This window comes from Actinosynnema sp. NPDC002837 (genome assembly GCF_040295345.1).
GTDB lineage: Bacteria > Actinomycetota > Actinomycetes > Mycobacteriales > Pseudonocardiaceae > Actinosynnema.
The window spans coordinates 20086-33921 of sequence record NZ_JBEOVG010000070.1; the positions used below are offsets into that span (position 1 = coordinate 20086).

The following is a 13836-nucleotide window of genomic DNA, read 5'->3' on the forward strand; positions in this document are numbered from 1 at the left end:
TCAGGCTCCGAGCGCCTCCGCGGCCAGCCTCGTGCCCTCGACGCGCGCCGAGATCTTGGCGAACGCCGTGTCACGCGAGGTGGAGGTGTCGTCGGCGAACGGGGCGAACCCGCAGTCGTCGCACGTGCCGAGTCGCTCCACGGGGATGAACTCGGCCGCCTCCAGCACCCGGTCCCGCACCTCCTCGGCCGTCTCCACCCGGGGGTCGATGGAGTCGGTCACGCCGATGAAGATCCGCGCGTCGGCGGGCAGGTGCTCCTTGATCACCGCGAGCACCCGCCGGCGGTCGGGTTCGCTCGCCAGCTGCACGTAGAACCGGCCGGCCTTGATCCGGAACAGCTCCGGCAGCAGCTCGGCGTAGTCGACGTCCGCGCTGTGGGTGGAGTCCCAGTCGCCGCCGGGACACGTGTGCACGCCGATCCTGGCCCGGTCCGCCTCGGAGAACCGCTCCAGCACCGCGTTGTTGAGCGCCACGAAGTCCCGCAGCAACCCGCCCGACGGGTCGAGCTTGAGCGACAGCCGTCCCTCGGTGAAGTCGAGCTGCACCACGGACGCACCCGCCTCCAGGCACGCGCGGATGTCGGCCTCGGTCTCGTTGACGAGGTCGGCGGTGAACTCCTCGCGCGAGTAGCCGTCGATCCCGTCGGCCGGGTAGAGCAGGCTCAGCGCGGACGGCGCGATCACCGGCTGCTTCACCGGCAGCGACGTGAGCCGTTGCGCGTTGCGCAGCTGGTCCACGGCGTGCGCGGCGTAGCGGAACGGCCCGCTCGTGAGCACGGGCAGCTGCCGGGTGTGCCCGTCGGCGAACGGCACGACCGGCCCGCCCGCCGCCAGGTCGGCGATGCCCGCCACCGGGTAGGTCAGGAAGCTCGGCTTGTCCTGCTCGCCGTCGGTGACCACCGGCGAACCGGTGGCCTCGAACCGGCTGACGGTGTCGGCCAGCGCCTTGTCGGTCAGCGCGCGCAGCTCGGCGGCGTCGATGCGGCCTTCCGCGTGGTCGCGGAAGCCCTGCACGAGCTCCGCGGGACGCGGAACGCTGCCGATCGGCTCGGTCGGAATGCCCATGTTCGTCCTTGTTCCCCTCGAAGTGGTCAGGCCCACGGAGCCGTCGGGTACCACGGGATGATCTCCCGCCGGGCCAGCAGCCTGATGTCCCAGTACATGAAGGTGAAGACGCCGGCGACGATCAGGGCGACGGCGGTCACAGTGGCGATCCTGCTCGGTTTGGCGGTGAGCCACCGCTGCAAACGGCCGCCCGTGAAGTAGGCCAGCGCGAGGAACAGTAGGGCCATGATGATGATGTTGCCAACCGACTGGAGGGTGAATGCGGCGGCGCCGTACAAGGGGTTGCCGCTCTCCGCCGCGTCGCGGAACATCTTCCGGAACAGGCCGAACGGGCGACCGATCAGGAATCCGCCGATCAGCACGCCCATGAACACCATCGGCGCGTTGGGGAACCGCTGGGAGATCTTGCGGAACGGGTCGCGCACCAGGCCCAGCGCGGCGAGCCCCAGGTAGAACATCACCAGGCCGATGACGCCGAACACGATCAGCGACTGGATGCTGCGGCTGCTCAGCGTGCCCGGCGCGTTGGCCGCGGTGGAGAACTGCGGCATGCGCGTGCCGATGATGCCGACCAGCACGCCGTACAGCGCGGACACCGGGATCATGCCGACGGCCAACCACCCGATCGGCTTAAGCGTGGCGGCGAGCTTCGCCCACCGCGACCCGGCGGAGCCGAGCATCGGGGCGACGGCGCCGAACGCGGCGATGTTGCACGCGGTGAACGTGCCCGCGATGCCGCTGACGAAGGCGAACGCGATGCCCGCCGCGATGCCCTGGATCGGGGTTTCCTTGGCGTCGTGGCCTAAGAGCGAGTTGGCGACGTTGTCACCGATCACCGAGTCGACGAAGTGGGCCGACCACACGACGGTCAGCAGGAAGCCCGCGATGGAGGCGAGCAGGACGATGAGCCCGCGCCTGCGCGGGAAGTTGCCGGTGACGAACGTCGACGTGCCGACGGTCGGTGTCAGCTCCAGTTGGTCCTTCTGGTTGGTGCCGGTGCGCGCCATGTGATCCCTCTCCGGAGCGGGTGGTGCGGGGGACAGGAGCCCCTGGTGGTGAGCGGCGCTCGTGGGGCCCGGGAAGCATCTCAGTGTGATGCAACGTGGATTTCTTCATTCGTGCGCACTTGCTGAGCCGAACGGATCGACCTCGCCGGGTCGGGCTCCGGCGACCGGGGGAGTCGACGGGTCCACCGGTCCCCGACGCGGCGGGCGGGGGAGCGGACGCTGCGGCCGCGTGACCGGGTCGTTGCGCGGAGAAATCGAATCACGCTGTTATGGAAAAGCGCAGGTCACAGGGCAAAATAGGAGAAGCAAGTCGTCGGTTGGTCGTGCAGTATTAAGTCGAGCACATATTCCGAAGTGCCGTGAGCCTTTGTCGCGTATGCGCACGGCCGTTTAACGGATTATCCCGAATCCCCGATGTCCACAAAGACGGTGAAAGCATGAGCAGTGAGCGGATCGCAATCGTCGGCATCGGCCTGCGCTACCCCGATGCCGGTTCCACAGGGGAACTGTGGGAAAACGTACTGGCCGGTCGTCGGGCCTTCCGCAGGCTGCCCGACGAGCGGATGAACCAGGCGGACTACTACTCCCCCGACCCCGAGGCGCCCGACCGCTTCTACAGCACGAAGGCCGCGGTGCTGCGCGACTTCGAGTTCGACCGCGTCCACTACCGAGTGGCGGGCAGCACGTTCCGCTCCACCGACCTGACGCACTGGCTCGCGCTCGACGTGACCGCCCAGGCGCTGGCCGACGCGGGATTCCCCGACGGCGAGGGCCTGCCGAAGCGGTCCACCGGCGTGGTGCTGGGAAACAGCCTCACCGGTGAGTTCTCCCGCGCGAACATCATGCGGCTGCGCTGGCCTTACGTGCGCCGCACGGTCGCCGCGGCGCTGGCGGGCAAGGGCTGGCCCGAGGACGAGATCGCGGGCTTCCTGAGCGAGCTGGAAGTGGACTACAAGGCCCCGTTCCCGGAGATCAACGAGGACACCCTGGCGGGCGGCCTCGCGAACACGATCGCGGGCCGCATCTGCAACTACTTCGACCTGCGCGGCGGCGGCTACACCGTCGACGGCGCGTGCTCCTCGTCGTTGCTGTCGGTCGCCACGGCCGCCAAGTCGCTCGTCGAGGGCGACATGGACGTGGCCATCGCGGGCGGTGTCGACCTGTCGATCGACCCGTTCGAGGTCATCGGGTTCGCCAAGACCGGCGCGCTGGCCAAGCGCGTGATGAAGGTCTACGACAAGGACTCCAACGGCTTCTGGCCGGGCGAGGGCGCCGGTTCGCTCGTGCTGATGCGCGAAGAGGACGCCCTGGCCAAGGGCGCGCGCATCTACGCGACCATCGCCGGCTGGGGCGTCTCCTCGGACGGCAAGGGCGGCATCACCCGCCCCGAGGCCGACGGCCACCGCCTGGCCCTGCACCGCGCCTACGGCCGCGCGGGCTACGGCCTGGAGTCGGTGTCCTACTTCGAGGGCCACGGCACCGGCACGGCGCTGGGCGACGAGACGGAGATCGAGGCGCTGTCCTCGGCCCGCCGCAACGCCGACCCCAACGCCCGGCCCGCCGCGCTGAGCACCGTCAAGGGCAACTTCGGGCACACCAAGGCCGCGGCGGGGGTCGCCGGACTGATCAAGGCGGCCCTCGCCGTGCACCACCAGGTCATCCCGCCGGGCACGGGCCACTACGACCCGCACCCGAAGCTGACCGCCGACGACGCGGTGATGTACGTGCCGCTCGAGGCCGAGCTGTGGCCGGAGGACCAGCCGGTGCGCGCCGGCGTGTCGGCCATGGGCTTCGGCGGCATCAACACCCACATCGCCCTGGAGGCCGCGCCCGACGCGCCCCGCCGCGAGCAGCTCGACGTGCGCACGAAGGCGTTGGTCGCCGGTCGCCAGGACGCCGAGGTGCTGCTGTTCGACGCGCCCGACCGCACGACGCTGAAGGACCGCGTCGCCGAGGTCGCCGCCCTGCTGCCGAAGCTGGCCTTCGCCGAGCTCGGCGACCTGGCGTCGGCGCTGGCCGCGCGGCTCACCGGCTCGTCGCTGCGCGGCGCCGTCGTGGCCCGCACGCCCGAGGAGGCCGAGCGCAAGGTCGAGAAGCTGATCGTCGCGGTGAGCGAGGGCACCACGCTCTTCGACGCCGCCGACGGCGTGTTCCTGGACGACCGGGCCGCGGAGCCGCGCCTGGCGTTCCTGTTCCCGGGCCAGGGCTCGGGCCGGGGCGCGGTCGGCGCCATCCGCCGCCGCTTCCCCGTCGCCGAGGAGGTCTTCCAGGCCGCGGGCCTGCCGACCGACGGCGACCAGGTCGCCACGGAGGTGGCGCAGCCGCGCATCGTCGCCGGCTCCCTCGCCGCGCTGAACGTGCTGCGGGAACTGGGCATCCAGGCGCACACGGCCGTCGGGCACAGCCTCGGCGAGCTGACCGCGGTGCACTGGGGCGGCGCGCTGAGCGCCAACCGGGTGCTGTCGCTGGCCGCCGAACGCGGTCGCGTCATGGCGAGCGCCAGCAAGGGCGGCGGCGCGATGGCGGGCCTCGGCACGACGGCCGAGCGCGCGCTCGAGCTGGCGGCGGGCGAGGACGTCGTGATCGCCGGCTACAACGGCCCCGCGCAGACCGTGCTGTCCGGTCCGGCCGAGGCCGTCGACCGGGTGTGCGCGGTGGCCCGGGCTGCGGGCGTGCAGGCGACCCGCATCAACGTCTCCCACGCGTTCCACTCGCCGCTGGTGTCCCCGGCGTCGGAGGCCATGGCGGAGCGGCTGGTCGACTTCGACTTCGGCCGGCTGATCCGCCCGGTGCACTCCACCGTCACCGGCGACGTGCTGGAGGCGGGCGCCGACCTGCGCGAGCTGCTGCGCGACCAGATCACCCTCCCGGTCCGGTTCCACGAGGCCGCCGCCAAGGCCGCCGCGACGACCGACCTGGTCGTCGAGGTCGGCCCCGGCCGCGTCCTCACCGGCCTGCTGGAGGAGATCGCCCCCGACAAGCCGGCGCTCTCCGTCGACACCGACAGCGGGTCGCTCACCTCGCTGCTGACCGTCGTCGCCGCCGCGCACGTGCTCGGCGCGCCGGTCCGCACGGACGTCCTGTTCAGCGACCGGGTCATCCGCGACCTGCCGCTGGACGGCTCGATGACGTTCCTGGCGAGCCCCTGCGAGACGGCTCCCGCCCTCGACTCCGCCGTGCGCACGGCCGAGCAGGCCGCCTCCGCCGCGGCCAAGGCGGCGAAGTCCGAGACCGCCACGGGTTCCGACGGCGAGTCCACGCTGGAGCTGCTGCGCCGCTTGGCCGCGGAGCGCGTGGAGCTGCCGCTGGAGGCCATCACCGCGAACACGCACCCGTTGGACGACCTGCACCTGAGCTCCATCACGGTCGGCCAGCTGGTCAACGAGGTCACCCGCAGCCTCGGCCGCCCGGCCCTGGAGGGCACGACCAACTTCGCCACCGTGCGGATGGGCGAGCTCGCCGAGCTGATCGACAACCTGGCCGACACGGCGCACACCGACGAGCGCGACAACGGCGAGGTGCCCGGCGTCGCGCCGTGGGTGCGGCCGTTCCTGGTCGAGCACGTCGAGCGCGAGCTCGTGGCGGCGGCGCCCGGACCGGTGGGCGAGTGGACCGTCTACGCGCCCGAGGGCCACCCGCTGGCCGAGCCGCTGAAGGCCGGCCTGCCCGGCGACGGCGTGCTCCTGCTGCTGCCGCCGGAGGGCGGTGACGCGCACGTCGGCCTGTTCCTGGAGGCCGCGCGCGACGTGCTGGCGTCCGGTCGCAGGCTCGCGGTCGTGCAGCACAAGCTCGGCGCGTCGGGCCTGGCCCGCACGCTGCACCTGGAGGCGCCGCACATCCCGGTGACGCTGGTCGACCTCGCCCCCGAACAGTCCGGCCCGGACACCGACGCGGTGCGCCGGGTGGCGGCCGAGGTCGCGGCCACGACGGAGTTCTCGCAGGCCCGGTACGACGCCGACGGCGTGCGGACGGTGCCGGTGCTACGGGCGGTGTCCGGTCAGGTGGCGCCCGACTCGCCGGGGGGCACCCCGCTCGACTCGGACGACGTGCTGCTGGTCACCGGTGGCGGCAAGGGCATCACGGCCGAGTGCGCCATCGCGATGGCCACCGACTCGGGCGCGTCCCTGGCGCTGATCGGCCGGGCCGACCCGGCCGCCGACCCCGAGCTGGCGGCCAACCTCGCCCGGATGACCGCGGCCGGGATCAAGCACCGCTACGAGCGGGCCGACGTGACCTCCGCCGAGCAGATCGCCGTCGCGGTGGCGAAGTTCCGCGCCGAGCTGGGCGAGGTGACCGCCGTGCTGCACGGCGCGGGCCGCAACGAGCCCAAGGCGTTGACGGGACTGTCCGAACAGGACTTCCACGCCACGCTGGCGCCGAAGATCGCCGGCCTCAACGCGGTGCTCGACGCCGTCGACCCGGAGCAGATCAAGCTCCTGGTCACGTTCGGCAGCATCATCGGCCGGGCGGGCCTGCGCGGCGAGGCGCACTACTCCACCGCCAACGACTGGATGAGCGAGCTGACCGTCGACTTCGGCGTGAAGCACCCGCACGCCAGGGTGCTGGCCCTGGAGTGGTCGGTCTGGTCCGGCGCGGGCATGGGCGAGCGGCTGGGCGTGGTCGAGGCGCTGATGCGCGACGGCATCACGCCGATCTCCACCGACGCGGGCATCGCGGTGCTGCGCGAGGTGCTGGCCGACCCGACCGTGGGCCCCGTGCTGGTGGTCTCCGGCCGCGCCGCGGGCCTGCCGACGTTGGAGATGGCGAGCACCGAGCTGCCGCTGGCCCGGTTCGTGGACCGCGTGCTGGTCCACTACCCGGCGGTCGAACTGGTCACCGAGGCCGACCTGTCCGACGGCAGCGACCCGTACCTGGGCGACCACCTGCTCGAAGGCGACCTGCTGTTCCCGGCGGTCATCGGCATGGAGGCCATGACCCAGGTGGCCAGTGCCCTCACCGGGCACGAAGCGCCGCCGATGCTGGAGGACGTGGAGTTCCTGCGGCCGGTGGTCGTGCGGCCGGGAGGCTCGCTGACGGTGCGCATCGCCGCGCTCGCCCGCGACGCCGAGACGGTGGACGTCGCGATCAGGGCCGAGGACACCGGGTTCTCCGCCGACCACTTCCGGGCCCGACTGCGGTTCCCGCGGCCGGCGATCCCCGGTGACGTGGTGGACGGCGCCCCCGTGCTGCCGCTGGTGCCGGTCGACCCGGTCACCGAGCTGTACGGCAGCGTCCTGTTCCAGGGCAAGCGGTTCCAGCGGTTGCAGGGCTACCGGCGGGCGAGCGCCCGGCACGCGGTGGCCGAGGTCGCCACGACCTCCGTGGCCACCTGGTTCGCGCCGTTCCTGCCGCAGGACCGGATGCTGGCCGACCCGGGCACGCGGGACGTGATGATGCACGCGATCCAGTGCTGCGTCCCCGACGCCACGCTGCTGCCGCAGAGCGTGGAGCGGCTCTACCTGGCCGCGCCGGTGGACCAGCTGGCCCAGTACGTGGTGCTGGACGCCCGCGAGCGGTCACAGGACGGCGACAGCTACACCTACGACCTCGACGTGCGCGACCCCGAGGGCCGGCTCGTCGAGCGGTGGGAGGGCCTGGTGCTGCGGGCCGTGCGCAAGCGCGACGGCGCGGGACCGTGGACGCCGACCATGCTCGGCTCGTACCTGGAGCGCTCGCTGGAGCGGGTCCTGGGCGGCAGCCGCGCGGTCGTGGTCGAGCCCGACCCGACCGACGCCTCGCCGGAGCGGCGCGCGCAGACCGCGCTCGCGCTCAGCCGGGCGCTGGACCGCCCCGTCGAGGTGCGCTACCGGCCCGACGGCAAGCCGGAGGTCGACGGCGCGGAGGTGTCCGCCTCGCACAGCGCGGGCGTCACGTTCGCCGTGGCGGCCGCGGGCGGCACGCTCGGCGTGGACGTCGAGGAAGCCGTCGCCCGGTCGGAGGAGGACTGGACCGGTCTGCTCGGCGACGACCTGATCGCCGTGCGCGACCTGCTCGCCTCCGAGGTCGGCGAGACGGCGGCCATCTCCGGCACCCGCGTGTGGAGTGCCCTGGAGTGCCTGCGCAAGACCGGTTCCACCACGCAGGCGCTGACCGTCGACCGGGTCCACCCGGACGGCTGGGCCGTGCTGTCGACCGGCGACGCCAAGGTCGCCACCTGGGTGACCACCGTCATCGACCGGGCCGAGCCGGTGGTGTTCGCGGTGCTCGTGGGCAAGGAGAGCTGACATGACCGACTACTACGAGATCCGGCACACCGTCGGGTTCGAGGAGACCAACCTCGTCGGCAACGTGTACTACGTGAACTACCTGCGGTGGCAGGGGCGGTGCCGGGAGATGTTCCTGAAGGAGAAGGCGCCGAGCGTGCTGCGGGACCTCCAGGACGACCTCAAGCTGTTCACCCTCAAGGTGGAGTGCGAGTTCTTCTCCGAGATCACCCTCTTCGACGACCTGTCGGTGCGGATGCGGCTGGAGGAGCTGACCCAGACGCAGGTCCAGTTCAGCTTCGACTACGTCAAGGTCACCGGCGGCCAGGAGGTCCTGGTCGCCAAGGGCAGGCAGCGGATCGCGTGCATGCGCGGCCCGAACACCAACACGGTGCCTTCCCGGGTGCCCGAAGACCTGCGGAAGGCGCTCGCGCCCTACGCCGAGGCCCCGGCACTCGCCCGTGCCGGGCTGGGGGGATGACGGACATGTACGAGGCGGCGCCCACGATGGAGGAGACCTCGCTGCGGGAGGCCATGTCCCTGTTCGCGACCGGGGTCACGGTGCTGACGGTCGGCGGCGAGCGCGCGCACGGCATGACGGCGAACTCGTTCACCTCGGTGTCCCTCGACCCGCCGCTGGTGCTCTGCTGCATCTCGCACTCGGCGGTGATGCACGACGCGATCGCCAACGCCAAGCGGTTCGGCGTGTCGATCATGGGCGCGGACCAGCGGGACACCGCGAAGTACTTCGCCGACAAGCGCCGGCCGCTCGGGCCGGAGCAGTTCGACGCGGTGGACTGGATCGAGGGACCGCACACCGGCGCACCGCTGCTCAACGGTTCGCTGGCCTGGCTGGAGTGCGAGCTGGTGCAGTTCTACGAGGGCGGGGACCATACGATCTTCGTGGGGCAGGTTCTCGGCTCCAGTCGCGGCGCGAGCGCGTCGGCGCTGCTGTTCTACAGCAGCTCGTTCCACCAGGTCTGACCCGCGGGTCCGCCCGCTTCGGGAGGGAGTGCACATGCTGGTGACCGTCACCGGGGGTACCGGTTTCGTCGGCTCGCACACGGTGGCGGAGCTCGTGCGCGCCGGACACCGGGTCCGACTGCTGGTCCGGGACGCGGACGCGGTGGACGCCGCCACGCGACCGCTGGAGGTGCCGCCCGACGCCGTCGACGTCTTCGTCGGCGACGTGACCGACGAGCGGTCGGTCGACGCGGCGGTGCGCGGCGTGGACGCGGTGGTCCACGCGGCGTCGGTGTACTCGTTCGACCGGCGCAGGCGGGCGGAGATGCTGCGGACCAACGCACACGGCACGGAGGTGGTGCTCTCCGCCGCCCGCCGTGCCGGTGCGGGCCGCATCGTCCACGTGTCGAGCATCGCGGCCCTGTTCGGGCCCGGTGTGCGGGTGATCCGCGAGCAGTCGCCCGTCGGCGCGACCCGGGAGCCGTACGCGGCCACCAAGGCCGCGTCGGAAGCCATCGCGCGGCGGCACCAGGAGGAAGGGGCGCCGGTGGTCGTCAGCTACCCGCCGCCCCTCCTCGGGCCGCACGACCCGAAGCTCGGCGACCAGGTCGAGCGGCTGCGCAACACGTTGCGCGGGATCATGCCGATGTGGCCCTCGGGCGGGCTGCAGATCGGCGACGTGCGGGACACGGCGGCGCTGCACGCGGCGCTGCTGTCCCCGGACGTCACGGGCCGGCACTTCGGGCCCGGGCACTACCTGACGATCAGGGAGTACCTCGACGGCATCAGGAAGGCCACCGGTCGCGCGTTGCCGGCGGTCTTCCTGCCCGCCGCGATGATGACGCCCGTCGGGCGGCTCGTCGACCTGGTGCAACCCTTCTGGCCGTGGCACATCCCCGCCGAGTACGGCGCGATCGCCACGGTCGGCGCGGCGGTCCGGGTCGACCCGGCCGCGAGCACGCTCGACCTCAAACCCCGTCCGTTCGCCGACACGGTCACCGACACGGTGCGGTGGCTCGCCGACACCGGTGCGGTGACCGATCGCCAGGCAGGCCGACGATGACCACTTCAGGGATCGACCACGTCAACGGGCACTCGGACTTCCGACCCGAACTGCCCATCCGCACGATGGACCTGTTGCGGGAGCGCAACGACGACCTGCGCGACCGCGCGGTGTCCAACGCCGAAGCGGTGCGCCGGCAGCGCTCGCTCGGCAAGCACACGGCGCGTGAACGCCTGGACATGCTGCTGGACAAGGGTTCGTTCACCGAGATCGAGCTCTACCGGCGGCACCAGGCGCACGGCTTGAAGGTGTCCGAGCACCGCCCGCACACCGACGGCGTGGTGGCGGGCTCGGGCACCATCGAAGGGCGGCGCGTGTTCGTCTACGCGCAGGACTTCACCATCTTCGGCGGTTCGCTCGGCCAGGCGCACGCGGCGAAGATCCACAAGGTGATGGACATGGCCATCGACACCGGCTCGCCCATCATCGCGCTGAACGACAGCGGCGGCGCGCGCATCCAGGAAGGCGTGATGGCGCTCGACGGCTACGGCGGCATCTTCCGCCGCCAGGTCGAGGCGTCCGGCGTCATACCGCAGATCGCGGTGGTGCTCGGCCCGTCCGCGGGCGGCGCGGCGTACTCGCCCGCGCTGGCCGACTTCACGTTCATGGTGCGCGGCACGGCGCAGATGTACCTGACCGGTCCCGACGTGGTGCAGGCCGTGTCGGGGGAGAAGGTCACGCACGACGAGCTGGGCGGGGCGTCGGTGCACGGCGAGCTGTCGGGCGTGGCGTCGTTCGTGCACGACGACGAGGAGTCGTGCCTGGAGGACGTCCGCTACCTGGTGTCGATGCTGCCGTCGAACAACCTGGAGCCACCGCCCGCCCGCGAGCCGGTCGGCGCGGTGGACGACGTGCGGCCGGAGTTCGCCTCGATCGTGCCGGTCGAGCCGAACAAGCCCTACGACATGCGCACGCTCATCGAGGAGCTGGTGGACGACGGGGAGTTCCTCGAAGTCCACGAGGGGTGGGCGCGCAACGTGGTGGTGGCGTTCGGCCGGATCGACGGCGCGGTCGTGGGGCTGGTCGGCAACCAGCCGCTGGTGTTCGCGGGCGTGCTGGACATCGAGGCGTCCCAGAAGGCGGCGCGGTTCGTGCGGTTCTGCGACGCGTTCGGCATCCCGCTGGTGTCCCTTGTGGACGTCCCGGGGTTCCTGCCCGGCACGTCGCAGGAGCACGCGGGCGTGATCCGGCACGGCGCGAAGCTGCTCTACGCCTACTGCGAGGCGTCCGTGCCGCGTATCCAGGTGATCGTGCGCAAGGCGTACGGCGGCGCGTACATCGTGATGGACTCCCGGTCCATCGGGACGGACCTGGCGCTGGCCTGGCCGACCAACGAGATCGCGGTGATGGGCGCGGAGGGCGCGGTGAACGTGATCTTCCGCAAGGAGCTCGCCGCGGCGGCCGACCCGGACGCGCTGCGGGCCGAGCTGCTGGCGGAGTACTCCGAACAGCTCGTGCACCCGTACTACGCGGCCGAGAGGGGCCTGGTCGACGACGTGATCGACCCGGCGCACACCCGGTCCGCGGTCGCGCGGGGTTTGGCGATGCTGCGCGACAAGCGTCGCCCGACGCCGGCGCGCAAGCACGGCAACGTGCCGCTGTAGCCCGCGGCACCTCCCAACGGCACCTCGTCCCACAGCGAGGTGCCGTTGCCGTGTCCCGGCTCGGTTCAGCCGGACGACGTGCGCCGGCCAACGCCGCAGGGGGCGTAGCCGTCCCATAGACATGATCGACGAACGCGGACACATCGACGCGACACGGCTGCCTGAGGACGTCGTCGCGCTCCTCGACGCGCTCAGCCCCGGTGAGAGCCTGGTCGTCACGAGGGACGGTGTCCCGATCGCGACGGTCACCGCCACCGCCGAACCGCGCGGGGACGCCGGGCCGGACCCGGCGGTGCACGACGTGACCGTGGTCGCCACCGCGATGAAGCTGTCCAGGTCGGCGCGGGCGTCGCTGTCGGCCGCCCTCGGCGAGGACTACATCGTGCTCGACCTGCACGCGGCGCCGAAGACGGCCGACGTGCTGCTGGCGCCGCCCGGCAGCCCGCAGCTGATCGGGCTGCTCCGGTCTATGTTCCCGAAGGCCCGCGTCATCGTCACCGAGGTCGAGGACGACGGCCTCGCGGTCAGCTACCACGGTCCCGTCCGGCGCATGCTCGACGCCGGCGCCGACGGCTACCTGACCTCGACCACCATCGGGCGCCTGGCGCGGCAGCTCGACCACGACGTCACCCGGCACCGGAGCCTCGCCGCGGGCGGCGCCACGACGATCGCGATCGAGTCCGCCACGAGCGCGCCGGACCCTCGAGGTGACCAGTTGTGACCACCGGGTGGGCCACCACGTCCTGTCCGCGAGACGTGAGGTTGGCGCAATAGGCCGTACGGGTACACGTGCCGCCAGGGGCCGGATCGGCTTGACGAGGTTCCATAACGCCGCTATAAATGGTAGTAAGACAGTGTTATGGAATGTGAGGACGGGGTGGTTGGCGTGGTCGCGTCGGTGCGGGAGGTCGCGGAAGCGCTGGTGGTGCGTGGTGCGCTGCCCGCCGGGCTGGACGGTGCGCTCGTCTGGTCCGGCAAGTACGGCGTGTCGGGCGTCCGGCTCGGGCCGGACGGCGCGCGGTGGTACCGCGGCCCGAGGCCGGCCGCCCTCGTGCCGGCCGACCTGCCCTCCGGCGCCACGATGGCCCGCCCGGTCTTCGACGGCGGGGTGTGGCACACGGCCATGTCGCACCCGGACCTCGGTTACGCCGAGCACGTCACGCTCGGCGACGACGGCGAGGTGCTGCGCGCCGAGCCGTTCCCGCTGGAGGGCGCGCCCCGGATGCGTGCGGTCGGCGTGACGGACCGCTTCGTGGTCGTCTTCGACTCGGCGCCGTACTACAGCCGCGCCGCCGACCTCGTCGGCCTGCGCGACCCGTACTCCGGCCCGGCCACCGGCCCGACGCGCATCGGCCTGCTCGCCTACGGCCGGCCGCTGTGGTTCGAGGTGGCCGAGGGCGAGGTGCTGTCCCTGGTCAACGCCTACGAGGACCTCGGTCGCGTGGTCGTGGACGCGGTCTGGGCGCCGGGCGTGCTGCGTCGCCACACGCTGGACCTCGCCACCGGCGGCGTGCGCCAGGTCGAGCTGCCCGCGATGGACGTCGGCGTCGTCGACGACCGCCTGGCGGGCCGCCGCCACCGCTTCGTGTTCGGCACGGCGGGCGCCGCGATCATCCGCCACGACGTGGCGATGGGCTGCACGTGGCGCCGCGGGCTCGCCACCACGCCGAGCCAGCCGGTGTTCGTGCCGAACGGCAAGGACGAGGGGCAAGGCTGGGTGGTGACCGTCGCGGGCGACGAGGTGCTGGTGCTGGACGCGGCCGACCTCGCGGGTCCGCCGGTGGCGGTGGTGCGCCTGCCGTTCGAGGTCGAGGCCTCGCGTCGGGCCACGTGGGTCGCCGGCGGCGCGGAGGGGTGAGCCGGCGCGCGCTCGGCCACGGCAAGCGGGTGCAGCGGGGAATAGTGGGGCCATTGGTGCGGGAGTAGACTTT

Annotated in this window: 9 protein-coding genes; 7 read left to right on the plus strand and 2 right to left on the minus strand. The window is 72.3% G+C overall.

Going from position 1 to position 13836, the window contains the following annotated elements:
* Together ABTZ99_RS33410 and ABTZ99_RS33415 are read right to left on the minus strand one after the other, a co-directional pair.
* Positions 1-1065 carry a cobalamin-independent methionine synthase II family protein gene (locus tag ABTZ99_RS33410; RefSeq protein ID WP_498775494.1) on the minus strand — a complete coding sequence of 355 codons (1065 nt, stop codon included), beginning with the start codon at positions 1063-1065 and terminating at the stop codon, positions 1-3.
* 26 nt (positions 1066-1091) lie between these two features.
* Complete coding sequence (locus ABTZ99_RS33415) at positions 1092-2072, minus strand: hypothetical protein (protein WP_498775492.1); 981 nt, start codon at positions 2070-2072, stop codon at positions 1092-1094.
* A gap of 437 nt (positions 2073-2509) precedes the next feature.
* Here ABTZ99_RS33415 and ABTZ99_RS33420 point away from each other — a divergent pair, with 437 nt between their 5' ends.
* The 7 genes from ABTZ99_RS33420 to ABTZ99_RS33450 all read left to right on the plus strand — a co-directional run bounded on the left by ABTZ99_RS33420 (position 2510) and on the right by ABTZ99_RS33450 (position 13763).
* Positions 2510-8296, plus strand: a complete 5787-nt coding sequence (locus ABTZ99_RS33420) for an SDR family NAD(P)-dependent oxidoreductase (RefSeq protein WP_498775490.1) — start codon at positions 2510-2512, stop codon at positions 8294-8296.
* 1 nt (position 8297) lies between these two features.
* Positions 8298-8756, plus strand: a complete 459-nt coding sequence (locus tag ABTZ99_RS33425; RefSeq protein WP_498775488.1) for an acyl-CoA thioesterase — start codon at positions 8298-8300, stop codon at positions 8754-8756.
* Positions 8753-9259: a flavin reductase family protein gene (locus tag ABTZ99_RS33430; RefSeq protein ID WP_498775486.1), complete on the plus strand. Its 507-nt coding sequence runs from the start codon at positions 8753-8755 to the stop codon at positions 9257-9259. The genes ABTZ99_RS33425 and ABTZ99_RS33430 overlap by 4 nt, the downstream gene beginning before the upstream one ends.
* 34 nt (positions 9260-9293) lie before the next feature.
* Complete coding sequence (locus tag ABTZ99_RS33435) at positions 9294-10301, plus strand: SDR family NAD(P)-dependent oxidoreductase (RefSeq protein ID WP_498775484.1); 1008 nt, start codon at positions 9294-9296, stop codon at positions 10299-10301.
* A 65-nt stretch (positions 10302-10366) separates the two neighbouring features.
* Positions 10367-11905 carry an acyl-CoA carboxylase subunit beta gene (locus tag ABTZ99_RS33440; RefSeq protein ID WP_498775693.1) on the plus strand — a complete coding sequence of 513 codons (1539 nt, stop codon included), beginning with the start codon at positions 10367-10369 and terminating at the stop codon, positions 11903-11905.
* Between the two features lie 121 nt (positions 11906-12026).
* A complete protein-coding gene (locus tag ABTZ99_RS33445; protein WP_499616997.1) occupies positions 12027-12626 on the plus strand; it encodes a hypothetical protein in 600 nt (199 codons plus the stop codon).
* Between the two features lie 165 nt (positions 12627-12791).
* Entirely contained in the window at positions 12792-13763 is a 972-nt protein-coding gene (locus ABTZ99_RS33450; protein WP_499617000.1) for a carotenoid oxygenase family protein, read from the plus strand.
* Positions 13764-13836 lie beyond the last annotated feature (73 nt).